The 23,552-nt window shown below is 66.0% G+C and carries 24 protein-coding genes, 1 tRNA gene and 1 riboswitch; of the genes, 16 read left to right on the forward strand and 9 right to left on the reverse strand.

Annotation, left to right across the window (positions count from 1 at the left end; translation table 11 throughout):
• Positions 1-4: 4 nt before the first annotated feature.
• Genes LCM4576_RS07990 through LCM4576_RS08015 form a run of 6 tightly spaced genes read right to left on the reverse strand, consistent with a single transcriptional unit; the run spans position 5 to position 4,540 of the window.
• On the reverse strand, positions 5-1,333 hold the full coding sequence (locus tag LCM4576_RS07990) for an NADH-quinone oxidoreductase subunit E (protein ID WP_071031579.1): 1,329 nt from the start codon (positions 1,331-1,333) through the stop codon (positions 5-7).
• Positions 1,334-1,385: 52 nt separating this feature from the next.
• Entirely contained in the window at positions 1,386-1,793 is a 408-nt protein-coding gene (locus LCM4576_RS07995; RefSeq protein ID WP_041007657.1) for a hypothetical protein, read from the reverse strand.
• Positions 1,793-2,983, reverse strand: coding sequence for an NADH-quinone oxidoreductase subunit D (locus LCM4576_RS08000; RefSeq protein WP_040999123.1), 1,191 nt, complete (start codon positions 2,981-2,983; stop codon positions 1,793-1,795). Before LCM4576_RS08000 ends, LCM4576_RS07995 begins: the two co-directional genes overlap by 1 nt.
• Positions 2,984-2,992: 9 nt before the next feature.
• Positions 2,993-3,598 carry an NADH-quinone oxidoreductase subunit C gene (locus LCM4576_RS08005; RefSeq protein WP_040982040.1) on the reverse strand — a complete coding sequence of 202 codons (606 nt, stop codon included), beginning with the start codon at positions 3,596-3,598 and terminating at the stop codon, positions 2,993-2,995.
• Positions 3,599-3,602: 4 nt separating this feature from the next.
• Entirely contained in the window at positions 3,603-4,184 is a 582-nt protein-coding gene (locus tag LCM4576_RS08010) for an NADH-quinone oxidoreductase subunit B family protein (protein ID WP_015317338.1), read from the reverse strand.
• Entirely contained in the window at positions 4,175-4,540 is a 366-nt protein-coding gene (locus LCM4576_RS08015; RefSeq protein WP_040982049.1) for an NADH-quinone oxidoreductase subunit A, read from the reverse strand. Before LCM4576_RS08015 ends, LCM4576_RS08010 begins: the two co-directional genes overlap by 10 nt.
• 335 nt (positions 4,541-4,875) lie before the next feature.
• On the opposite strand from LCM4576_RS08015, the gene LCM4576_RS08020 reads away from it, so the two are divergent.
• Positions 4,876-6,075 carry a winged helix-turn-helix domain-containing protein gene (locus tag LCM4576_RS08020; RefSeq protein ID WP_071031581.1) on the forward strand — a complete coding sequence of 400 codons (1,200 nt, stop codon included), beginning with the start codon at positions 4,876-4,878 and terminating at the stop codon, positions 6,073-6,075.
• A gap of 105 nt (positions 6,076-6,180) precedes the next feature.
• Here LCM4576_RS08020 and LCM4576_RS36265 read toward each other — a convergent pair whose 3' ends face one another.
• A complete protein-coding gene (locus LCM4576_RS36265) occupies positions 6,181-6,399 on the reverse strand; it encodes a hypothetical protein (protein WP_131803233.1) in 219 nt (72 codons plus the stop codon).
• A gap of 215 nt (positions 6,400-6,614) precedes the next feature.
• A riboswitch (cobalamin riboswitch) is annotated at positions 6,615-6,818 on the forward strand.
• Positions 6,819-6,857: 39 nt separating this feature from the next.
• On the opposite strand from LCM4576_RS36265, the gene LCM4576_RS08030 reads away from it, so the two are divergent.
• The 7 genes from LCM4576_RS08030 to LCM4576_RS08060 are packed head-to-tail and all read left to right on the forward strand — an operon-like array spanning position 6,858 to position 15,722.
• Entirely contained in the window at positions 6,858-7,283 is a 426-nt protein-coding gene (locus tag LCM4576_RS08030) for a DUF1636 family protein (protein WP_071031585.1), read from the forward strand.
• A gap of 2 nt (positions 7,284-7,285) precedes the next feature.
• Entirely contained in the window at positions 7,286-8,323 is a 1,038-nt protein-coding gene (gene cobW / locus LCM4576_RS08035; protein WP_071031586.1) for a cobalamin biosynthesis protein CobW, read from the forward strand.
• Between the two features lie 16 nt (positions 8,324-8,339).
• Positions 8,340-12,098: a cobaltochelatase subunit CobN gene (locus LCM4576_RS08040; protein WP_071031588.1), complete on the forward strand. Its 3,759-nt coding sequence runs from the start codon at positions 8,340-8,342 to the stop codon at positions 12,096-12,098.
• Positions 12,095-13,582 (forward strand): precorrin-3B synthase, encoded by a 1,488-nt coding sequence (gene cobG / locus LCM4576_RS08045; RefSeq protein ID WP_071031590.1) that lies wholly within the window; start codon positions 12,095-12,097, stop codon positions 13,580-13,582. The genes LCM4576_RS08040 and cobG overlap by 4 nt, the downstream gene beginning before the upstream one ends.
• The gene (locus LCM4576_RS08050) at positions 13,583-14,215 is read left to right on the forward strand and encodes a precorrin-8X methylmutase (RefSeq protein WP_040982059.1); all 633 of its coding nucleotides are present in this window, start codon (positions 13,583-13,585) and stop codon (positions 14,213-14,215) included.
• Positions 14,212-14,961, forward strand: coding sequence for a precorrin-2 C(20)-methyltransferase (locus LCM4576_RS08055; protein ID WP_071031592.1), 750 nt, complete (start codon positions 14,212-14,214; stop codon positions 14,959-14,961). Before LCM4576_RS08050 ends, LCM4576_RS08055 begins: the two co-directional genes overlap by 4 nt.
• Positions 14,958-15,722 carry a precorrin-3B C(17)-methyltransferase gene (locus LCM4576_RS08060; protein WP_071031594.1) on the forward strand — a complete coding sequence of 255 codons (765 nt, stop codon included), beginning with the start codon at positions 14,958-14,960 and terminating at the stop codon, positions 15,720-15,722. The genes LCM4576_RS08055 and LCM4576_RS08060 overlap by 4 nt, the downstream gene beginning before the upstream one ends.
• Here LCM4576_RS08060 and LCM4576_RS08065 read toward each other — a convergent pair.
• On the reverse strand, positions 15,686-16,453 hold the full coding sequence (locus LCM4576_RS08065) for a cobalt-precorrin-6A reductase (protein WP_071031596.1): 768 nt from the start codon (positions 16,451-16,453) through the stop codon (positions 15,686-15,688). The two genes, LCM4576_RS08060 and LCM4576_RS08065, sit on opposite strands and share 37 nt — an antisense overlap.
• 1 nt (position 16,454) lies before the next feature.
• Here LCM4576_RS08065 and cbiE point away from each other — a divergent pair, with 1 nt between their 5' ends.
• From cbiE to LCM4576_RS08105, 8 genes are all read left to right on the forward strand, one after another.
• Positions 16,455-17,696, forward strand: coding sequence for a precorrin-6y C5,15-methyltransferase (decarboxylating) subunit CbiE (gene cbiE / locus LCM4576_RS08070; RefSeq protein ID WP_071031598.1), 1,242 nt, complete (start codon positions 16,455-16,457; stop codon positions 17,694-17,696).
• A complete protein-coding gene (locus LCM4576_RS08075) occupies positions 17,693-18,193 on the forward strand; it encodes a cobalamin biosynthesis protein (protein ID WP_040982069.1) in 501 nt (166 codons plus the stop codon). Before cbiE ends, LCM4576_RS08075 begins: the two co-directional genes overlap by 4 nt.
• Positions 18,190-18,954: a precorrin-4 C(11)-methyltransferase gene (gene cobM / locus LCM4576_RS08080; RefSeq protein WP_071031599.1), complete on the forward strand. Its 765-nt coding sequence runs from the start codon at positions 18,190-18,192 to the stop codon at positions 18,952-18,954. Before LCM4576_RS08075 ends, cobM begins: the two co-directional genes overlap by 4 nt.
• A 14-nt stretch (positions 18,955-18,968) precedes the next feature.
• On the forward strand, positions 18,969-19,763 hold the full coding sequence (cobA, locus tag LCM4576_RS08085; RefSeq protein ID WP_071031733.1) for a uroporphyrinogen-III C-methyltransferase: 795 nt from the start codon (positions 18,969-18,971) through the stop codon (positions 19,761-19,763).
• Entirely contained in the window at positions 19,760-21,076 is a 1,317-nt protein-coding gene (locus tag LCM4576_RS08090) for a cobyrinate a,c-diamide synthase (protein ID WP_071031601.1), read from the forward strand. Before cobA ends, LCM4576_RS08090 begins: the two co-directional genes overlap by 4 nt.
• Entirely contained in the window at positions 21,073-21,840 is a 768-nt protein-coding gene (locus LCM4576_RS08095; RefSeq protein WP_071031603.1) for an adenosylcobinamide-GDP ribazoletransferase, read from the forward strand. Before LCM4576_RS08090 ends, LCM4576_RS08095 begins: the two co-directional genes overlap by 4 nt.
• Before the next feature lie 24 nt (positions 21,841-21,864).
• On the forward strand, positions 21,865-22,890 hold the full coding sequence (gene cobT / locus LCM4576_RS08100; RefSeq protein ID WP_041011914.1) for a nicotinate-nucleotide--dimethylbenzimidazole phosphoribosyltransferase: 1,026 nt from the start codon (positions 21,865-21,867) through the stop codon (positions 22,888-22,890).
• A 222-nt stretch (positions 22,891-23,112) separates the two neighbouring features.
• Positions 23,113-23,373 (forward strand): hypothetical protein, encoded by a 261-nt coding sequence (locus LCM4576_RS08105; protein ID WP_071031604.1) that lies wholly within the window; start codon positions 23,113-23,115, stop codon positions 23,371-23,373.
• 43 nt (positions 23,374-23,416) lie between these two features.
• Here the strand turns inward: LCM4576_RS08105 and LCM4576_RS08110 are convergent.
• A tRNA-Lys gene (locus LCM4576_RS08110) sits at positions 23,417-23,492 on the reverse strand.
• Positions 23,493-23,552 lie beyond the last annotated feature (60 nt).

The following is a 23,552-nucleotide window of genomic DNA, read 5'->3' on the forward strand; positions in this document are numbered from 1 at the left end:
TCCCTCAGACCGGCTTCTTGCCGAAGACGCGGATGTATTCGGCGACGCCGCCCTTGGCGAGCGCCTTGGCCTGCTTCACCCAGTCGTCGCGCTCGATGYGGCCGCGGAAATTGAGATAGCCGTCGACCCATTCGCGCTCGGCCTTCTTCCAGCCTGCGACCTGCGCGAAGGTGTAGATGCCCAGCGAGTGCAAAATGCCTTCGATCTTCGGGCCGACGCCGGAGATCAGCTTGAGATCGTCGACGGTTGCCGGCCGCTCGATGCCGGACGGACGGTTCTTGTCCTCCAGCGAAGGCTTCGCTGTCTTGGCGACCGGCTGCTTGGTTTCCGGCGCCTTGAAGGCGGTGGCCGGCTCGGCTTTCGTCTTCGGTCCGCTGCGCGGCTTGGAAACCGCCTCGACTTCAGGATCGGCCTGGTTGGCGTTGGCGGCCGAATGGCGCGGCGCCCTGACGCTGGCCGCCTTCTCGGTGGCCGGGGCGACCTTGACCGGCGACGGCGTCGTCAAGGCCGGGCTGGTCTCCGGCGCATCGGTCTTCGGCTTGCTGGACTTGGACGGCGCAACCGGACCCGAGGCCGGCGGTGCAGCGGGTGCCGGGGCTGCGGCAGGTGCCGCCTGCGAGACGACGGCCGCAGGAGCGGCAGCCGGCGCTGCGGCGGCGGCATCCTTGGCAGCCTTCGCGGCCGCCTTGGCTTCCTTGTCGCGCGTCGACTTCAGGATCGCCTTTTCATTTGTTAGCGTCTTCAAACCATCGGCCGGCTCGGAGCCGTGGCGGCCGTTCTGAGGCCCCGGCTTGACCTCCGCGCCCTTGCCGGCGTCGTAGAGATCGATGATCTCGGCCAGCCGCTCGGGCGTCAGGTCCTCGAACGTATCCTTGAAGATCATGACCATCGGCGCGTTGACGCAGGCGCCGAGGCATTCGACCTCCTCCCACGACAGCGTGCCCTTGTCGTTGGTGTGGAACTGGTCGTGATGGATCTTCGACCGGCACACATCCATCAGCGCTTCCGAGCCGCGCAGCATGCAGGGCGTAGTGCCGCAGACCTGGATATGGGCCCGCGTGCCGACCGGATTGAGCTGGTACTGCGTGTAGAAGGTCGCGACCTCGAGGCCGCGGATGCGCGGCATGCCGAGCATGTCCGAGATCGTCTCGATCGCCGCCTTGGTGACCCAGCCTTCCTGTTCCTGCGCCAGCATCAGCAAGGGGATGATGGCCGACTGCTCGCGCCCCTTCGGATATTTGGCGATCCACTGCTCAGCCGCCGCCGCGTTCTCCTTGTTGAAGGCGAACGAGGCTGGCTGGAGGCTGGCTTCTGCAAGACGGCGGACTGACATTAGGTTTGAACTCTGTTGTAGCAGTCGAAAGGGCKGGGGTCAGGAAACGGTGTCATTGCCGAGCCGCCGCCTCCTTGCAAACCTTCGACTGGTTGTCGAAGCACTGAAAGGTCGGCGAATTTGTCATGACGGCAGGAGAAACACCCGCTTGATGACCCAGCTTCTTGGCAAGTTTTTTGAACCCCTGCCGATTGAGCGCGGCTTCAGAAATCTCGGCTTTGGTAAATGTCACATCCTGCGGCGCCATAAAGCGATATTCGCAGGACGCATCCCCGAAATAGAACGCGTCGACAACAGCTTGGTCACTAGTCGCACTGTCGCGCATGTTCAAAGTGACGTAGTGCAGCTTGTAGTGCTTTTTTGCCAATTCCAAAGACGTTACCGACGCAGGGCAATCGGCTGCAAGGGCCGATTGACCGGCTATTGCAGTAAGCGACAAAGCTGCAATCACCTGCCGCATTACCGATCGACCTCACCAAACACGATGTCGAGGGAGCCAAGCACGGCGGTGACGTCGGCCAGCATGTGGCCGCGGCACAGGAAATCCATGGCTTGCAGATGCGCGAARCCAGGCGCGCGCAGCTTGCAGCGATACGGCTTGTTGGTGCCGTCGGAGACCAGATAGACGCCGAATTCGCCTTTCGGCGCTTCGACGGCCGCGTAGACCTCGCCGGCCGGCACGCGATAGCCCTCGGTATAGAGCTTGAAGTGATGGATCAGCGCTTCCATCGAACGCTTCATCGCCGCGCGCTTCGGCGGCACCACCTTGCCGTCGAGGTTCGACACCGGGCCGGCGCTTTCCTTGCCGAGCAGAAGATCGACGCACTGGCGCATGATCCTGGCCGACTGGCGCATCTCTTCCATGCGCACAAGGTAACGGTCGTAGCAGTCACCGTTCTTGCCGACCGGGATGTCGAAGTCCATCTCCGAATAGCATTCATAKGGCTGCGCCTTGCGCAGGTCCCAGGCCGCGCCCGAGCCGCGCACCATCACGCCCGAAAACCCCCAGGCCCAGGCGTCGGCCAGCGACACCGTGCCGATATCGACATTGCGCTGCTTGAAGATGCGGTTGGGCGTGAGCAGGGCGTCGAGATCGTCGATCGACTTCAGGAACGGGTCGATCCACTTGCCGATATCCTCGACCAGCTTCTGCGGCAGGTCCTGGTGCACGCCGCCCGGCCGGAAATAGGCCGCATGCATGCGTGAGCCCGAGGCGCGCTCGTAGAACACCATCAGCTTTTCGCGCTCGACAAAGCCCCACAGCGGCGGGGTCAGCGCGCCGACATCCATCGCCTGCGTCGTCACATTCAGGATGTGCGACATGATGCGGCCCATCTCGGAATAGAGCACGCGGATCAGCTGGCCGCGCTTCGGCACCTCGATGCCGAGCAGCCGCTCGGCCGCGAGCGCGAAGGCATGCTCCTGGTTCATCGGCGCGCAATAGTCGAGCCGGTCGAGATAGGGCACGGCCTGCAGATAGGTCTTGGCCTCGATCAGCTTCTCGGTGCCGCGGTGGAGCAGACCRATATGCGGATCGACGCGGTCGACAACTTCGCCRTCCAGCTCGAGAACCAACCTCAAAACACCGTGCGCGGCAGGGTGTTGAGGCCCAAAGTTAATGTTGAAATTGCGGACGGAGGTTTCAGCCATCGCGGCGCCTCAATTCGTCTTGGCTTTTTCATCCCCGGGCAGGACGTAGTCCGTCCCTTCCCAAGGAGAAAGAAAATCGAAATTGCGGAATTCCTGCTTGAGCTCGACCGGCTCGTAGATCACGCGCTTGGCCTCGTCGTCGTAGCGCACCTCGACGAAGCCGGTCAGCGGGAAATCCTTGCGCAGCGGGTGCCCCTCGAAGCCGTAGTCGGTGAGAATGCGGCGCAGATCCGGATGGCCGCTAAACAGCACGCCGTAAAGGTCATACGTCTCGCGCTCATACCAGTCGGCGCCTGGATAGACGGCGGTCAGCGACGGCACCAACGTTTCCTCGTCGGCCTGGACCTTGAGGCGGATGCGCACATTCTGCTTCGGCGACAGAAGGTGATAGACGACATCGAACCGCCTGGCGCGCGACGGGTAGTCGGCGCCACAAATGTCGATGATCGAGATGAACTGGCAGCGCGGATCGTCGCGCAGGAAGGTCGCCACCTCGATCAGATTGCCCGGCTCGACGGAAATGGTCAGTTCGTCATAGGCAAGCACGGCTTCGCCGATGCGGCCGGAGAGCTTCTCGCCGAGATAGGTGGAGAGTTCGTTCAACGCCAGGGTCATCGGCTCACCGTTCGATCGTGCCGGTGCGGCGGATCTTCTTCTGCAGAAGGAGAATGCCGTAGAGCAGCGCTTCGGCGCTCGGCGGGCAGCCGGGCACATAGATGTCGACGGGCACGACGCGATCGCAGCCACGCACCACCGAATAAGAATAGTGGTAGTAGCCGCCGCCATTGGCGCAGGAGCCCATCGAGATGACGTAGCGCGGCTCCGGCATCTGGTCGTAGACCTTGCGCAGCGCCGGCGCCATCTTGTTGGTCAGCGTGCCGGCGACGATCATGATGTCTGACTGGCGCGGGGACGCGCGTGGCGCGACGCCGAAACGCTCCGAGTCGTAGCGGGGCATCGAGGTATGGATCATCTCGACCGCGCAGCAGGCGAGGCCGAAGGTCATGAACATCAGCGAGCCGCTGCGCGCCCAGGTGATGAGCGCTTCGGTCGAGGTGACAAGGAAACCCTTGTCGGCCAGCTCATTGTTGATTTCGAGGAAGAAGGGATCGTCTTCCCCCACCGGCCTGCCGGTGTTGGGGTCGATGATGCCCTTGGGCTTCGGCGCGACGAGGGTGCCTGAACTGTCGTTCAATCCCATTCCAGCGCTCCTTTTTTCCATTCATAGGCAAAGCCGATGGTCAGCACCGCCAGAAACACCATCATCGACCAGAAGCCGAGCATGCCGAGCTTCGAGAAGGACACGGCCCACGGGAACAGGAAGGCGACCTCGAGATCGAAGATGATGAACAGGATCGACACCAGGTAGAAACGGATGTCGAACTTCATGCGGGCGTCGTCGAACGAATTGAACCCGCATTCATAGGCGGAAAGCTTTTCCGGGTCGGGATTGCGGTAGGCCACCAGGAAAGGAGCGACGATCAGCGCCAGACCGACGATCATCGCCACGGCGATGAACAGGACGATAGGCAGGTAAGAACTCAGGAGTGCGCTCATGCGGCGGCTTTCCTTCGGCGGGGCAGTTCACTTTGATTACAGCAACGAACTCTAATGCGGAAGCGTGACAGTTTAACCGCTGAACCGTTTTAAGAGGGCCCATGCTGCAACGCGGCGAGGGTTAGCGCAGCGGTTTCGGTGACGCAAGTCAAACCTTGTTCAAATCGCGGCCCTGGACGCCTTATCGGAAGAAACTGGTCCGATCCGCTCCTGTTTGATTTCCTTCACTTTTTACTCCACTTTTCTCTCCTGACATATCTCCCGCCATTTGCCTGCTAGCATGGCCGGAATCACCGGCTAAAAATCCGACGGACGATCGGGGCAAGGACACCTTGATGAAGGAGAAAATCTCGCTCGCCATGGCCAGGCGCATCGCGCTCGGCGCGCAGGGGTTCAACGACCCCAGGCCCAATAGTGTTCCGGACCGACGCCATCTTGCCCGCGTGCTTTCGCGGACCGGCCTGCTGCAGATCGATTCCGTCAGTGCGGTGGTGCGCGCACATTATATGCCGCTCTATTCACGCCTTGGCCCCTACCCGCTGGCGCTGCTCGACAATGCGGCGGTCACCCGCAAGCGTGCGGTCTTTGAATATTGGGCGCACGAGGCCTCGTTCCTGCCTGTCGAGACCTATCCCTTGATGCGCTGGCGCATGCAGCGCGCCGAGCAGGGCGACGAGATGTATCTCGGCCTGGCGAAATGGGGCCGTGAACGCAAGGACATGATTGATGAGATCTATAGAGAGGTCGCCGATCGCGGTCCGATCGCCGCCTCAGATATCGAAGGCCATAAGGGCAATGGCGGCTGGTGGGGCTGGAGCGAGGCCAAGCACGCTTTCGAATGGCTGTTCTGGGCCGGTCGCATCACCACCGCCTACCGGCGCGGCTTCGAACGCTACTACGACCTGCCCGAGCGCGTTTTGCCGCAGGCCGTGCTCGACCTGCCCGTGCCCTCGGTCGAGGACGCGCATCGCGAATTGCTGCGCATCTCGGCACGCGCCCACGGCATCGCCACCTATGGCGACCTGCGCGACTATTTCCGGCTGGCGCCCGGCGACACCAAGGACCGCATCGAGGAACTGGTCGAAGCCGGCGATTTGCTGCCGGTGAAGGTCGAAGGCTGGGACAAGCCCGCTTATCTCCACAAGGACGCGCGAATCCCGCGCCGGATCGAGGCGCGTGCCCTGCTTGCCCCGTTCGATCCCGTGGTTTTCGAACGCACGCGCACCGAAAAGCTCTTCAATTTCCGCTATCGCATCGAGATCTACACGCCGGCCGAAAAGCGCCAATACGGCTACTACGTGCTGCCCTTCCTGCTCGGCGACCGCATCGTTGCCCGCGTCGATCTGCGCGCCGACCGCCCGGCCAGCGTGCTGCGCGTCCATGCCGCTTATGCCGAAGCCGGTGCTCCCGCTGAAACCGCCGCACAGCTCTTCGACGAACTGAAGCAAATGCAGGCATGGCTCGGCCTGCAGGCGATCGAAGTGACGCCGGCCGGCGACCTCGGACCGGCGCTGATCGACATGGCGATGCCATAGCAGCGCGTTGACAAACAAAAAGAACAAAAATAGAACAAAGCTTGCTATGAACCGAGCTTTGGTTTGATGACCCTCAATGGTTTCAAGTGTCTGGTAGTAGCAGCTCTAATGCTGTCTTCTACGCTCGATGCAAACGCTGCGTCCCAGTCGAAATGGGTAGAAGTCACCAAACCCGTAATCTACTGCGGCGGCGTAGACGCCGACGCGGCGGCGTTTTTGCTGCTGCGCTGGCTGAGTTCCGAACACGGAGAGATCGACGACGACATCAAGCAGTCCTGTGGCCTGCTGACGGTTGGCGATCAATATCTGCTCGACGATCAGCAACCAGAATCGGATAGGAGCCGGGTTATCTTGATGTGGAGCCCGATCTGCCCGAGAGGTTGTTCGCCAACCATGCTTCCGGCAGCCGCTGCGCCCCRTCGCCTCGTGGGAACATATCTTAAACCGATAAAGYCGCCGAAGGGCTGGGAGGGCTGGTAATGGCGCTGGCCCACACGACCGTGTCGTAGCCACGCGTTGACAGGCGCCTGGCCGTAAGCCTAAATCCTGACCCAGACGGTCTTCTCCCGGCAAAGGGAGGAGCCAAGAGGGAATGCGGTGCGGGCCAAAACCCAAATCCGCGGCTGTCCCCGCAACTGTAAGCGACGAGCCCCGGCCGAAAACCACTGGGATGTTCCCGGGAAGGCGGCATCTGAGGCGACGACCCGCGAGCCAGGAGACCTGCCGTCTGAGACTAAAAGTATCCGAATGCCCGGCGGGTTTTCCGGGCAAGGAGCCTGGTTTTGGATCGCAACGGCAGTTTCCCGGCAAACAGTGCGGACATTTCGTCCGAGCCCGATGCGCTGGCCGGCGTGACCGTCATCGTCTGCTCGTCCTGCCGCGACGAAACCGGATCCGACGCACATCCCCGCGCCGGCGCGCTGCTGGCCGAAGACACGCGCCGCGCCGCCTCGAGCGACAATATCCGCATTCGCACCGTCGAATGCCTCGGCAATTGCAAGCGCCGATTGAGCGCCGCGCTGCTGCGCGACGGCTGCTGGAGCTACGTCTTCGGCGATCTGGACACGACCAGCGGCGCCGACCTCGTTGCCGGCGCAAAGCTCTTCGCCACCTCGACCGATGGCCTGATCCCCTGGCGGGGCCGGCCCGATTCCCTCAAGCGCGGCCTGGTTGCCCGCATCCCTCCCCTCGACATGCTGAAGGACTGACCATGACCGCTTCCTTATCCCGCGTGCCCTGCACCGTCGTCACCGGCTTCCTCGGCGCCGGCAAGACGACGCTGATCCGCAACCTGCTCGAAAACGCCAAGGGCAAGCGGCTGGCGATCATCGTCAACGAGTTCGGCGATGTCGGCATCGACGGCGAGATCCTGAAGGGCTGCGGCGTCGACACCTGTCCGGAAGAAAACATCGTCGAGCTCGCCAATGGCTGCATCTGCTGCACCGTCGCCGACGACTTCGTGCCGGCGCTCGACCAGATCCTGTCCCGCACGCCGAAGGTCGACCACATCCTGATCGAGACCTCGGGCCTCGCTCTGCCGAAGCCGCTGGTCCAGGCGTTCCAATGGCCGACGGTGAAGAGCCGCGTCACGGTCGACGGCGTCGTCGCCGTGGTCGACGGCCCGGCGCTGGCCGACGGCCGCGTCGCATCCGACATGGACGCCTTGCAGGCGCAGCGCGCGGCGGACGACTCGCTCGACCATGACGATCCAGTCGAAGAGGTGTTCGAGGACCAGATCGCCTGCGCCGACCTGATCATCCTGTCGAAGAGCGACCTGATGGACGCCGCCGGCTCGCAGCGCGCCAACGCCGTTATCGGCGAGCACGTGGCGCGCGCCGTCAAGGTCGTCCCGACCACTCACGGTAAAGTCGACCCGTCGGTGCTGCTCGGCCTCGGCCTCGCCGTCGAGGACGACATCGAGAACCGCAAGACCCATCACGACGACGAGCTCGACCACGAGCATGACGATTTCGATTCCTTCGTCATCGACATCCCGTCGATCGCCAATCCGGACGAACTGGCAAAGCGCGTCGCCCTTGCCGCCGAACAGGAGAACGTGTTGCGCGTCAAAGGCTTCGTCGAAGTCGGCGGCAAGCCGATGCGCCTCCTGCTGCAGGCCGTCGGCCCACGTGTCAACCACTATTACGACCGCGCCTGGACAGCCGAGGACGACCGCCGCTCGCGGCTCGTCGTCATCGGCCTCAAGGGGCTGAACCGCCCGGCGATCGAGCGTATCCTCGCCGGCTGAGGCAAATCGGACAGCGATGCATATCCTCGCCACCACATCCGCTTCGCTCGACGATCTTGCCGAGCCGATCGACCTCAGGCAGACGCCTGCGGATGTCGTGGCCCTGTCCTTCACCGACAGCGATCTCGCCGGCCTGGCCGCCGCCTGGAAGGCCGATGCGGCGCGGCTGCCCTCGATGCGGCTTGCGGCGCTGCGCGACCTTCGCCACCCGATGTCGGTCGATCTCTGGATCGACAGCGTCGCCCGCCACGCCAGGGTCATCCTCGTCCGCATCCTCGGTGGCTATGAGTGGTGGCGCTACGGTYGCGACCAACTGGCGGCAGTGGCGAGCGAGCGCGGCATCAAGCTGGCGCTGCTGCCCGGTGAAAGCCATGACGAGGACCAGCGCCTGATCGAAGCCTCGACCCTGCCGCGCGAGGAGTTGGACGCCTTGCTCGGCTATTTCCGAGAGGGCGGTCCGGCGAACATGGCGGCGCTGGTGCGGAGATTGGCGAGGCTGGCGGGGGCTGAAGCGGCGGTTGCCGAGCTGGTGAGCGTACCGAAGGCGGGGTTTTATGAGCCGGGAGTTGGTGTCGTTGAGAAGCCGGACCTTTCAGAGGTCGGCGATCCTTCGCCCCCCTCTCTGTCCTGCCGGACATCTCCCCCTCAAGGGGGGAGATCAGCCGTCATCAACCCTGGCGCGTTTTCTTCAAGGGCGTCAAAAGAACCATCTGCAACGTCTGCGATTGGCGAAACCGTCGACGACAAAGCAATCTCCCGCCTTGAGGGGGAGATGTCCGGCAGGACAGAGAGGGGGGCGACGGAACTCGACGCCAACAAGTTCGGCGTCATCCCCATCCTCTTCTACCGCTCGATGCTATTGGCGGCAGACGTAGCGCCCATCGACGCTCTCGCGGAAGCGTTGGAGCAGCAAGGCCTGGCGCCCGTGCCGATCTTCGTCTCCAGCCTCAAAGACCCGACATCCCTCGCCTTCGTCGAGAACGCCATCGCCTCGCTAAGTCCCGCCGCCATCGTCACTGCCACCGCCTTTGCCTCCGGCGCGGAACCCGGCGCCGAAACCCTGTTCGACCGCGCCGGCGTGCCGGTCTTCCAGGTCATCGTCGCCACGACGAGGCGCGAGGTCTGGGAAAAGAACCAGCGCGGCCTGGCGCCCGCCGATCTCGCCATGCATGTGGTCCTGCCCGAGCTCGACGGCCGTATCCTCGCCGGCGCAATCTCCTTCAAGGGCGAGGTCGATACCGATCCGGCGCTGGCCTTCCGCGCTTTCGCCAACCGGCCGGAAGYCGACCGCGTGTCGCAGGTGGCCAAGCGCATCGCAGCGTTTATTCGCCTGCAGCGGGCGGAACGGACAAAGCGCAAGCTCGCCATCCTGATCCCGGATTACCCGAGCGCGCCGGGACGGACCGGCTATGCCGTTGGGCTTGATGTGCCCTCCAGTGTGCTTGCGATGCTGCAGGACCTGAAGGAACAGGGTTATGCGGTTGAAGGGATTCCGCAATCGCCGCGGGATTTGCTGGATGCGTTGGAGGTGAGTGGGGAAAGCCTTACTTTGGGTGACTACCTGGCTTATTCGGCCGAACTGCCTGCAGTTGCACGCGATACGCTTGAGGCAGCGTGGGGAAAGGCTGAACGGATAGGTCTGCGCGAGGCCCCCCYCTCTGTCCTGCCGGACATCTCCCCCTCAGGGGGGGAGATTATTCCTTCACCTCGGCTTTCGCCAATTTCCGGCCTGGCAAGGGGAGAGCCGGCGGCGGAACTGCCAATCTCCCCCCTTGAGGGGGAGATGTCCGGCAGGACAGAGGGGGGGGCGACAGAACGCGAACTCTTGCAAGCTACCCCCCAGAACCGCTTCCCCTTCCGCGCCGCCACCTTCGGCAACGTCACCGTCGCGCTGGCCCCCGACCGTGGCCGCTCCGCCGATCGCCGCGCGGATTACCACGACCCGACGCTCCCCCCGCGCCACGAACTCATCGCTTTCGGCCTCTGGCTGCAAAAATCGCTCGGCGTCCACGCCATCGTCCATGTCGGCGCGCATGGCACGCTGGAATGGCTGCCGGGCAAGACCGTCGCGCTCTCCGACGCCTGTTTCCCCGAGATCGTCACAGGCTCGCTGCCGGTCATTTATCCCTTCATTGTCTCCAATCCGGGCGAAGCGGCGCAGGCCAAGCGCCGCATTGCGGCCGTCACGCTCGGCCATCTGCCGCCGCCGCTGACCGGCGCGGGCCTCGACGAGGCGCAGCAGAAGCTCGAGCGATTGGTCGATGAATATGCGCAGGCCGACGGGCTCGACCGTCGCCGCCGCGATCGCCTGGCAAAGCTGATCGTCGAGACGGCGCGCAAGACCGGGCTTGCCTCGGAAGCTGGCGTCGCCAAGACCGACCAACCCGACGAAGCGCTGCGCCGCATCGACGCCTGGCTCTGCGACCTCAAGGATTTCGCCGTCAAGGACGGGCTGCACGTCTATGGCCGCGCGCCGGAGGATGAAGCCGATCCGCTGCGCCTGCAAAGCGCGGCGGCCGAGAAACGCAACCTGCTCGCCGCGCTCGACGGCCGCCACATCAAAGCCGGCCCCGCCGGCGCGCCGGCGCGTGGCCGCTCCGATGTCCTGCCCACCGGCCGCAACCTCTTCACGTCCGATCCCCGAACCATGCCGACGCCGACCGCCTATGATCTCGGCCAGGCGGCGGCGGAGGAAGTGGTGCGCAGCTACATGCAGAGCCATGGCGACTGGCCGCGCTCGCTGGTCATCGACCTCTGGGGCTCGGCCTCGTTGCGCACCGGCGGCGAGGAGATCGCGCAAGGCCTGGCGCTGATGGGCTGCCGGCCGCAATGGGATGCCGCCACCGGTCGCGTCACCGGCATCGAGGTCTTGTCGCCGGCCACGCTCGGCCGCCCGCGCGTCGACGTCACCTGGCGTATCTCCGGCCTGTTCCGCGACATGTTCCCGACCCAGATCGCGCTGATCGATGCAGCCGCCAACGCCGTCGCCGGCCGCGACGAAGACGATTCGGAAAACCCGCTTGCCGCAGCCACCCGTGCCCAAGGCAAGATCGAGCYGCGCATTTTCGGCACATCGCCCGGCACCTATGGCGCCGGCGTCGAGGACCTGCTGTCGCGCGGCGAATGGGTCTTGCGCGAAGAGATCGGCCGCGCCTATCTCGACGCCACCTCGCATGCCTATGGCGGCGCCGATGGCGAGGCGATTTCAGCGCCCGGCGCTTTCGAGGGACGGATCGCCGAAGCCGACCTTCTCGTCCATACCGGCGACGACCCGGGCCGCGACATCCTCGAAGGTTCGGCCGATGTCGCCTTCATTGGCGGCTTTTCGGCGGCTCTTGCCGCGCTTGGCCGCAACGCCGACGTCATCGTGCTGGACACGACCGATCCGAAGAAGCCGAAGCCGCGCTCGGTCGGCGAAGCGGTGTCGCGCGTGGTCCGCGCCCGCGCCGTCAACCCGCGCTTCATCGCCGGCCAGATGCGCCACGGGCCGCGCGGCGCCTCGGAATTCGCCGAAACGGTCGACCGGCTGGTCGGCTTCGCCGAGACCACCCATGCCATATCAGGCGCGCTGATCGAGGCGGTGCATGACGCCTATGTCGGTGATCCGGACGTCCGCGCCTTTCTGCTGCGCGAGAACCCTGCCGCCGCCAAGGTCATCGCCGAGCGCTTCCTCGCCGCGCGGCGGCGCGGCCTCTGGCATCCGCTCAGGAATTCCATCGACGACGATCTCGCGGCTTTGATCGCCGAGGCCCGGGCGAGCGGGGTGGCGGCATGAACGCCTTCTCGCGACGCGGCGCCTGCCCTGCGTTGAGCGCGCCGATGCAGACCGGCGACGGGCTTTTGGTGCGGCTCAATCCGGTCGCTGGAGGACTTGCTCCCAACTTGCTGATCCGACTCGGCGAATCCGCATTGCGCCACGGCAATGGCATCATGGAAGTAACCGCGCGCGGCAGCCTGCAGATCCGGGGGCTGACAGCGGAAAGCGCCCGGCTGCTGGCGGCGGAGGTGGATGTGCTGGGCATCGAGGTGCGGAGCGGCGTGCCGGTCGAGACGGGGCCGCTTGCGGGGATCGACCCTGAGGAGATTGCCGATCCGAGACCGTTGGCCGAGCGGATCAGGCTGGCGATCGAAGAGGCCGGGCTGACGGCACGGCTAGGGCCGAAGGTGTCGGTGGTTGTCGATGGCAGCGGGCAATTGAACATGGACGCGCTTACGGCTGACGTGAGGCTGAGAGCGGTGCGGGCCGGCACCGGTGCCGTTTGGGCCGTGTCGTTCAGCGGGGATGGTCGAAGCGTAAAGGCGCTCGCGACGGCCGATGCGGAGACTGCGCGCGACATCGCTGTGGCGGCGTTGAGGATGGTCGCTGAAAAAGGCCGCGAGGCCCACACCCGCGATTTGTCGGAGCGGCAGCTGGCGTCTCTCGCTGGCTGGCATTCCTTCGCGCCCCCCTCTGTCCTGCCGGACATCTCCCCCACAAGGGGGGAGATTAGCAGCTTGCGCGGCGGCTCCCTCTCTGCAGCGAACTCTCATCTTTCCAGGTCGGCGATTGGCGAAACCGGCGGCGACGGCTCGATCTCCCCCCTCGTGGGGGAGATGTCCGGCAGGACAGAGGGGGGCGCCGTAGAGCGCCATCGATCCTCTATTGGCATCTTCGACCTCAGCACCGGTCACGCCCTCGGCATTGGCCTGCCCTATGGCAGCATGCCAGCCCAACCCCTCATCGACCTCGCCACACAAGCCTCAACCCTCGGCGCCACCGAAATTCGCCTCGCCCCCGGCCGCGCCTTGCTGTTCCTCAGCCTCTCCGCCCCCTCCTTGCTCCAGTCCTCCGCCGCCGCCCTCGGCTTTGTCACGTCCCCCACCGACCCCCGCACGCRCATCGCCGCCTGCCCGGGCACGCCGGCCTGCGCCTCGGGCCGCATCGCCACCCGCGCCATCGCCGAGGCGATCGCAAAACAAAGCGCCGACCTCCTCGACGCCTCCCTGACCCTGCACATTTCCGGCTGCGCCAAGGGCTGCGCGCATCCCGGCGCAGCGACGCTCACTTTGGTCGGCGACGAAAACGGAGCCGGACTTGTCGTGGACGGGACGGCAAAGGCCCTTCCTGCCGGATACAGGCCGGGCTATGACGCCGCGCGCGGGGTCGCCGGCATTGCGGCGGCGATCGACGACGCAAGACATCAAGGCGAAACCGCCGCCGCTTGCCTCGCAAGGCTTGGCGCGGCCGGCATCGCCGAACTCTATCGACGGAACCAGTAAATGGCCGCCTACGACTACATCCATGACGGGATGGCGATCTATGAGCGCTCTTTCGCCATCATCCGCGCCGAGGCGGACCTGTCGCGCTTCTCAGAGGCGGAAGCCGATGTCGCGATCCGCATGATCCATGCCTGCGGCCAGGTCGAAGCCGCCAGGAATTTCGTTTTTTCCAACAGTTTCGTCGATGCGGCCCGCGCGGCCCTTGCCGCCGGCGCGCCGATCCTCTGCGATGCCGAGATGGTGGCGCACGGCGTCACCCGCGCGCGCCTGCCCGCCGGCAACGAGGTGATCTGCACGCTGCGCGACCCGCGCACGCACGACATAGCGAAGGCGATCGGCAACACCCGCTCGGCGGCCGCGATCGACCTATGGGGCGAGCGTATGGCAGGCTCGGTCGTCGCCATCGGCAACGCGCCGACYGCGCTCTTCTACCTGCTCGAAAAGCTGCGTGACGGCGCGCCCAAGCCTGCCGCGATCATCGGCATGCCGGTCGGCTTCGTCGGTGCTGCCGAATCCAAGGACGCGCTGGCCGAGAATTCCTATGGCGTGCCCTACGCCATCGTGCGCGGCAGGCTGGGCGGCAGCGCCATGACCGCCGCCGCGCTTAATTCATTGGCGAGGCCCGGCCTGTGAACGCTCTTTTGAAAGGCCGTCTGGTTGGCGTCGGCACTGGTCCCGGCGACCCCGAGCTTTTGACGTTGAAGGCGGCGCGGGCCCTGGCCGAGGCCGACGTCGTCGCCTATTTCGCCAAGCGCGGCAACAACAGCAACGCGCGCGCCATCGTCGAGGCGCGCTTCCGGCCGGAGATGGTCGAGCTGCCGCTGCTCTATCCGGTGACGACCGAGATCGACAAGGATCACGACGACTACCGCGCGCAGATCACCGATTTCTACGAGCAGTCGGCCGAGCAGGTCGCCGAGCATCTCGGCGCCGGCAGGATGGTGGCGGTGCTGTCGGAGGGCGATCCGCTTTTCTACGGCTCCTACATGCACCTGCATGTGCGCCTCGCGCACCGCTTCCCGACCGAGGTCATCCCCGGCATCACCGCCATGTCCGGCTGCTGGTCGCAGACCGGCGTGCCGATCGTCCAGGGCGACGATGTGCTGACAGTGTTGCCGGGCACGATGAGCGAGTTCGAGCTGACCCGTCGGCTGGCCGACACCGATGCAGCGGTGATCATGAAGGTCGGCCGCAACCTGCCGAAGATCAGGCGCGCGCTCGAAGCCACCGGCAAGCTGGCCAAGGCCGTCTATGTCGAGCGCGGCACCATGCCGGGCAGCGTCTCCATGCGGCTCGCCGACAAGCCGGACGACAAGGCGCCCTATTTCRCCATCGTGCTGGTCGCCGGCTGGTCGGCGCGCCCTGGAGCCAAGCCATGAGCGGCCGCCTTACCGTCATTGGTCTCGGACCCGGCAACGCCGACCAGGTTACGCCGCAGGCTGCCAATGCCGTCGCCGAGGCTTCCTTCTTCTACGGTTACAAACCCTATCTCGACCGCCTCGAATTGYGGTCCGACCAGACCCGCATCGCTTCCGACAATCGCGAGGAGCTTGCGCGCTCCAACGAAGCGTTGGCCAAAGCGGCCGAGGGCCACAGCGTCGCGGTCGTTTCCGGCGGCGATCCCGGCGTCTTCGCCATGGCCGCGGCCGTTTGCGAGGCGATCGAAGCCGGTCCCGCCGAATGGCGTGCCATCGACCTTTCGGTCGTCCCGGGCGTCACCGCCATGCTTGCCGTCGCCGCCCGCATCGGCGCGCCGCTCGGGCACGATTTCTGCGCCATCTCGCTGTCCGACAACCTGAAGCCGTGGGAGCTGATCGAGCTGCGCCTGCTGGCGGCGGCCGGAGCCGGCTTCGTCATCGCGCTCTACAACCCGATCAGCAAGGCCCGCCCCTGGCAGCTTGGCCGCGCCTTCGAATGCCTGAAGGCGATCCTGCCCGGCACAACGCCGGTGATCTTCGGCCGCGCCGCCGGCCGTCCCGACGAGCGCATCGAGGTTTTCCTGCTGGCGGACGCCGATGYGGCAAAAGCCGACATGTCGACCTGCATCATCATCGGCTCGCCCGAGACCCGTATCATCAAGCGCGACGAAAGACCCGCGCTCGTCTACACGCCGCGTTCGGCAACGGGGTCGAACAGATGATCGAGCTTTGCCGCCAGCGCATCGACGGTCTCGGCCGAAGGAACGTCCGGCAAAGGTGGCCGGCGGATCATGACCACGTCGATGCCGAGCGCCCGCGCAGCGGCGATCTTGCCATAGGTCGCCTCGCCGCCGCTGTTCTTGGAAACGATCGCGTCGATGCCGTATTTTTCGAGCAGCGCCCGCTCGTCGGCTTCCGGAAACGGTCCGCGCGCCAACAAGTAGAGCGCATCGGGCACCGCGAGCTTCGGCTCGACCGGATCGACGCTACGGATCAGGTAACGGTGCTGCGGCGCAGCCTCGAAGGCGCCGGCCTCCTGCCGGCCAATCGCAAGGAAAACGCGGCGCGGCGCCGTACCGAGCGCACTTGCCGCCTCGGCGGCACTGTCGACGAGCGTCCAGCGATCGCCCGCGACGGGCTCCCAGCCGGGACGGCGCAGCGCCAGGAGCGGCACGCCGGATTTCGTTGCTGCTTCGGCGGCATTGGCCGAGATGCGCGCGGCATATGGATGCGTGGCGTCGATCAGCAGATCGATACGTTCCTCGTGAAGATAGCCCGCCAGCCCGCCGGCGCCGCCAAAGCCGCCGACACGCACCGGCACGCCCTGCGCGACAGGGCTTTCGGTGCGGCCGGCCAGCGACAGCGTGACCGAGAAATCCGCGCGACGAGCCAGCTTCGCAGCCAGTTGCCGGGCTTCCGTCGTTCCGCCGAGGATCAGAATGCGGTGGGTCATCATGCCTGCTAAGGGTCCGCTCGCCGCCAAGCGCGCCTCAAAATGGCTCACCATCGTCGGCATTGGCGAGGACGGTGTAGCGGGTCTCGGCGACGAGGCCAAGCGCAGGATCGCCGGGGCCGAAATCATCTTCGGCGGCAAGCGGCACCTCGCTCTGGTGGCATCCCTGGCCAAAGGCGAAGCCCGCCCGTGGCCGACGCCCTTCGACACTGGAATGCGCGATGTGCTGGCGCTTCGTGGCAAAGCCGTGTGCGTGCTCGCGTCCGGCGACCCGTTCTTTCACGGCGTCGGCGTCACGCTGGCGCGCAAGGTCGGTCCGGATGAGATGCTTGTCTTGCCCGCGCCGTCGTCTCTATCGCTGGCGGCCTCCCGTCTCGGCTGGGCCTTGCAGGACATCGAGACCATCTCGCTGCACGGCCATTCGATCGACCTGATCCGCCCCCTGCTCCATCCCGGCGCGCGCATCCTTGTCCTGACATCGGACGCCGACGCGCCGGTAGCCATCGCCGCACTGCTCGATGAACTTGGCTTCGGCCCGTCGCGGTTGACGGTCCTCGAAGCGCTTGGCGGATCGAACGAGAAGCGGCGCACAGCCAGCGCCGACGCCTTCGATCTCAAAAACATCAACCCGCTCAACGTGCTGGCGCTTGAAATTGAATCGACGCCGGATGCGCGCATCCTGCCCTTGACTGTCGGCTTTGCCGATCATCTGTTCGAGCATGACGGCCAGATCACCAAACGCGAGATCCGCGCCGTCACCCTGTCCGCGCTGGCGCCCCGGCGCGGCGAATTGCTGTGGGACATCGGCGCCGGCTCCGGCTCGATCGGTATCGAATGGATGCTGGCGCACCCTTCGCTGCGCGCCATCGCCATCGAGGCTAACGGCGAGCGCGCCGCCCGCATCCGGCGCAATGCCGCGCGTTGTGGCGCGCCCGGCCTCGTCGTGGTCGAAGGCGCCGCGCCCAAGGCGCTGGCAAAATTGGAGACGCCTGATGCCATCTTCATCGGCGGCGGCGGCAGCGATGCCGGCGTGCTGGAAAAGGCGATCAAGGCGCTGCGTCCTGGTGGCCGGCTCGTCGCCAATGCGGTGACGCTGGAGATGGAAGCCTTGCTGCTTGATCAGAACAACAGGCGCGGCGGCGATCTCACCCGCATCGCGCTATCGCGCGCGGCGCCTGTCGGCTCGATGCAAGCCTGGCGTCCGGCCATGCCGGTCACGCAGTGGAGCTGGATAAAACCATGATGGTCGCGGGCATAGGCAGCCGCAAAGGCGTGAGCGTCGAAGAAGTGCTGGCGGCGATCGAGACCGCGCTTGAGGCGCACGGCCTCGCGATGACGGCATTGTCCGCCTTGGCAACAACGGAATTCAAACGCAAAGAAGAAGCCATTTTTGCCGCCGGTCGTAAGCTCAGCCTCCCGGTGATAGTGGTGGATGGCGCTGGCGCCGAACCGCCGCGCCCCCTCACCCAGCCTCCGCTTCGCTCGGCTGACCTCTCCCCAAGGGGAGAGGAGGCTGCCAGCGTGGGCGCCGATCTCTTCTCCCCGCCGGGGAGAAGGTGGCCCGAAGGGCCGGATGAGGGGGCCGCCTCGCGCAACCTCTCGCAAGAACTTGCCGGCACGCCGTCGGTTTCGGAGGCGTCGGCACTCGCTGTCGCCGGGGCCGGTGCAAGGCTGCTCGGGCCACGCACGGTGCTTGGCCCGGTCACCTGCGCCATCGCCATCAGCGGAGATGCGCCATGACCGTCCATTTCATCGGCGCCGGCCCGGGTGCGGCCGATCTCATCACGCTGCGCGGCGCGCGGCTGCTCGCAAGTTGCCCGGTCTGCCTTCATGCCGGCTCGATCGTCGCACCGGAGCTGCTCGAACACTGCGCGCCCGGCACCAAGCTGGTCGACACCGCGCCGATGTCGCTCGACAAGATCGAGGCCGAATATGTCGCCGCGCACAAGGCCGGCCAGGATGTCGCCCGCCTGCATTCCGGCGATCTTTCGGTGTGGAGCGCGGTGGCCGAGCAGATCAGGCRGCTGGAAAAGCACGGCATCCCCTACACGTTGACCCCCGGCGTGCCGTCCTTCGCGGCGGCGGCGGCGGCACTTCGCCGCGAGCTCACAATTCCCGAGCTGGCGCAAAGCCTGGTGCTGACCCGCGTCTCCGGCCGCGCCTCTAAAATGCCGCCGGGCGAGACGCTGGCCGGCTTCGGCCGCACCGGCGCCACGCTTGCCATCCATCTTGCCATCCATGCCGTCGACCGCATCGTCGCCGATTTGACGCCGCTCTACGGCGCCGAATGCCCGGTCGCGGTCGTCTTCCGCGCCTCCTGGCCGGACGAGCGCATCCTGACCGGCACGCTGGGCACCATCGAAGCGCAGTTGGCGGAAAACCCGATGGAACGCACGGCGATCATCTTCGTCGGCAGCGCGCTCGCGGCGCAGGATTTCGGCGAAAGCTCACTCTACGACGCCCATTACCAACGGCGTTTTCGCGGACGGGACGGATTGTGAACGGCGGCGCCAATATGAACGGACGGGCAAATCTGGAGCAGGCGCTGGCGCGGCTGAACTTCAAGCCGCGCGAGCTCGAGCCCGGCCATGTCTGGCTGGCCGGCGCCGGCCCCGGCGACCCCGGCTGCCTGACGCTTGAGGTGCTGGCGGCGCTCGGGCAATGCGACGCGCTGGTTTATGACGCGCTGGTCTCGCCCGATGTCGTGGCGGTCGCCCAGGGCGCCGAGCTTTTTTACGCCGGCAAACGCGGCGGCCAACCCTCGATGAAGCAGGGCGACATCAACGCCCTGCTCGTGCGGCTGGCGCGCGAAGGCCGCCGCGTCGTGCGGCTCAAGGGCGGCGACCCTTATATTTTCGGCCGTGGCGGCGAAGAGGCTCTGGCGCTGGCGGGCGAAGGAATTCCGTTCCGGGTGCTTTCCGGCCTGACCTCGGGCCTCAGCGCATTGGCCGCCACCGGCATCCCCGCCACCATGCGCGGCATCAACAAGGCCGTCATCCTGGCGACCGGCCACGCGGGCACCGATGACGACATCGACTGGACGGCGATTGCCCGCACGGGACAGCCGGTCGTCGTCTATATGGGCATGGCCAATCTGCCTGTGATCGCGGCAAAGCTGCTGAGCGGCGGCCTCGCGCCGTCGACGCCCGCGGCTGTGATCGTCGCGGCGACCACGCCGCAGGAGCGCATCGTCGTCGCCACGCTCGCCACCATCGCCGAGGAAGCAGCGGCCGCCGGGCTCGCTTCGCCAGCCCTGATCGTCGTCGGCGGCATCGTCGCCATGCGCGCCGCACTGGCGGGTGACTTGTGACCGCCCGCGCGATCATCATCGGCGCACCGCGCTCCGGCTCCGGCAAGACCAGCGTCACCATCGGCCTGTTGCGCGCGCTCGCCCGGCGCGGCCTGAAAGTGCGCGGCGCCAAGTCGGGACCGGACTATATCGACCCGGGCTTTCACACCGCCGCCACCGGCCTATCCGGCGTCAATCTCGACAGCTGGGCGATGTCGCCTTCCCTGCTCAACGCGCTGGCGGGCCAAGCCGCGGACGACGCCGAATACATCATCCTCGAAAGCGCGATGGGCCTGTTCGATGGCATCCCCGCGCCGGAAGGCCGCTCCGGTTCGGCCGCCGATCTCGCCCGGCTCTACAACCTGCCTGTCCTTCTGGTGCTCGACGTTTCCGGCCAGTCGACCACGGCCGCCGCCGTCGCCAAGGGTTTCGCCACCTACGACCCGGATGTCCGCATGGCCGGCGTCGTGCTCAACCGGCTCGGCAGCGAACGCCACCGGCGGCTGTCCGGCGACGCCATCGAGGCGATCGGCCTGCCCGTGGTCGGCGCCATCCTGCGCGATCCGACGCTCAACCTGCCGGAGCGGCATCTCGGCCTTGTCCAGGCCGGCGAGTACGAGAACCTGATGGCGCATCTCGACCGCCTGGCCGACATGGTCGAGAAGTCGCTCGACATCGATGCCATCCTGGCGCTGGCGACGCCGCTGCGACCGGCGGCCGGCGACTTCGGTGACGCGTTGCAGCCGCCCGGGCAGCGCATCGCGCTGGCGGAAGACGCGGCCTTCACCTTCCTCTATCCGCATGTCGCCACGCATTGGCGCAAGGCCGGTGCCGAGATCGTGCCTTTCTCACCGCTTGCCGACGAAGCGCCTGCCGAGGATTGCGAGGTCTGCTGGCTGCCTGGCGGCTATCCCGAGCTGCATGCCGGCAAGCTCGCGGCCGCGGCGAACTTCCAGGCGGGAATGGCCCGCTTTGCGGCGACGAAGCCGGTTCACGGCGAGTGCGGCGGCTTCATGGTGCTGGGCGAAGGGCTGGAGGACGCGGGCGGTGACAGCCACAAGATGCTCGGCCTGCTGGGCCATTCGACCAGTTTCGCCAAGCGGAAGATGAACCTCGGCTATCGTGAGGCGCGGCTGCGCGCCGACTGCCCCCTGGGGCCGGAGGGCACGCTGATCCGCGGCCATGAATTCCACTACGCGCAGATGACCGCCACGGGTAATGACGAGCCCTTGGCCGATCTTGCCGATGGCCAGCGCAATCCGCTCGGCGCCTCAGGCTACCGGCGCGGCCATGTCAGCGGCACTTTCTTCCATGCCATTGCGAGGGGCGCATGAGAGGCCTCTCCGCGCCCCGGCAAGTGCTTGACGACATCGGCCTCAGCCTCGTCTTCTTCACCAGGCTGAGGCTGCCATCGAGCGATTTCGGCGACCGCAGCCTGGCGGATGCGATCTGGGCGGCGCCCTTTGCCGGTCTCGCGGTGGCGATCATCGGCGCGCTCGTCTACGCCATCGCCGCCGTCTTCGGCCTCGCCACCGCACCGGCCGCGGCGCTCACGCTCGCCGCAACGATGCTCGTGACCGGTTGCCTGCACGAGGACGGGCTTTCCGACATCGCCGACGGTTTTTGGGGCGGCCGGACGCGCGACAGGAAGCTGGAGATCATGCGCGACAGCCGCATCGGCGCCTATGGCGCCGCCGCGCTTGGGCTGTCGCTGCTCATCCGCTGGAGCGCGCTGTCCGAGCTCACCGGTCCCGGCCACGTCGTCCTGGCGCTGCTAGCCGCGCATGCCGGCTCGCGCGGCCTGTTCGGCGCCTTCATGCATCTTCTGCCGCCGGCCCGCAGCGACGGCCTGTCGGCCAATGCTGGCTCTGTCACCACCGAAACCGCCATCATCGGTGCTGCGCTCGGCGCGGTGGCGCTGCTGGYGCTCGGCCTTGGCGGCGCGATCGBGGCGCTGATCCTGCTCGGCCTGGTCTTCGCGGGCTTCCGCGCGCTTTGCCTCAGCCAGATCGGCGGCCAGACCGGCGATACGATCGGCGCGCTGCAGCAGCTTGGCGAAATCGCCGTTCTTCTCGTCGCGTCCGTTTGCCTTTCCTGATTCCCTTTCGGAGACCTTGCCCCCATGTCCTCCCAATCAGCGTCCTTCAAATCGCTCGAAGACCTTCGCGCCGCCTGCCTCGATCTTCCGGCCGGCAGCGACGCCGCCGCCAGCGCCGTCGCCCGCCGCCAGGACACGCTGACCAAGCCGCCGGGCAGCCTCGGCCGCCTGGAAACGATCGCTGCCTGGCTCGGCCGCTGGCAGGGCCGCGACATGCCGAAGCTCGACGCGGTGAAAGTCTTCGTCTTCGCCGGCAATCACGGCGTCACCGCGCAGGGCGTCTCGGCCTATCCCTCTGAAGTCACCGTGCAGATGGTGGCGAATTTCGCGGGCGGAGGTGCTGCCATCAATCAGCTGGCCCGCATCGCCGGCGCCAAGCTCGACGTCATCCCGCTCGACCTCGACCATCCGACCGGCGATTTCACGCAAGTGCCGGCGATGGACGAAAAGGCTTTCCTTGCCGCCGTCTCGGCCGGCTACGATGCTGTGACCGAGGACCTCGACCTCGTCTGCTTCGGCGAGATGGGCATCGGCAACACCACGCCCGCCGCCGCGATCTCCACGGCGCTGTTCGGCGGCAGCGCTGAAAAATGGACCGGCCGCGGCACCGGCGTCGACGATGCTGGCATGAAGCGCAAGGTGGTGGCCATCGAGGCGGGCCTCAAGCGCCATGCCGATTCGCTTTCCGACCCGCTGAAGATCGCGGCCGCCCTTGGCGGACGCGAGTTAGCAGCCATTCTCGGCGCCACGCTCGCGGCGCGCAAGAACAACGTGCCGGTGCTGCTCGACGGCTTCGTCTGCACCGCCGCCGCTGCTCCGCTGGCGAGGCTCCACCCGACCGGGCTGGCCCACACCGTCGCCGCCCATGTTTCGGCGGAAGCCGGGCACCGTCGCCTGCTCGAAGCGCTCGGCCTGCCGCCCCTGCTCGATCTCGGCATGCGGCTCGGCGAAGGTTCAGGCGCCTGCCTTGCCGTCAACATCGTCCGCTCGGCGCTGGAATGCCATGCCAGGATGGCGAGCTTCGCCGAGGCCGGCGTTTCGGAAAAATAAAATCGGTCGAAATTTCAACACTGTTGAAACAACGAAATAACGTCATCTCGGTTATTCCATGGGACGTAGATGTCTCACGGGAGATCGATCGATGTATTTGAAATATCTAATATCTGCCGCAATTCTTGTTGCGGCGGCTTCGCCGGCCTTATCTCAGGACCAATATGTTCGCCCGCTTGTCCCGGTGAAGACGGGGCGGCCAGGATCCAATCCTCGATCTCGATGACCTTTCCGGTCAAGGATGACGACGACGACGACGCGCAGCAGCAGGTTGCGCTTCGTTCTTTCTACAAGGTCGCGGCGGGCAGCTGCGCGATGGTGGTCGAGACCGTCGCCGATACATGCGAGATTGCCGGCATGAGCACCAATCTCAACGCCAGGGATCGCAACATCGGCGGTTACGGCGGATCGCAGCTCACGGTAAGCGGTCAGATCACCATGAAGGTCAAGTTCAAGGCGAGCCTCAGCAAAACAGTGCCGTAGGCGCTGCGTTTGCGGCCTACTTCATTGTTTTGATGAGAAGATTTGGTGGGTGTGCACAGGATCGAACTGTGGACCCGCTGATTAAGAGTCAGCTGCTCTACCAACTGAGCTACACACCCACACCGCCGGGAAAACCAGCGTCGGCGGCGCATATAGCCGCCGCTTTCGGGTATGTCTAG

Origin of the sequence: Mesorhizobium sp. LCM 4576, assembly GCF_001854815.1 — a bacterium.
Classification (GTDB): domain Bacteria; phylum Pseudomonadota; class Alphaproteobacteria; order Rhizobiales; family Rhizobiaceae; genus Mesorhizobium; species Mesorhizobium plurifarium.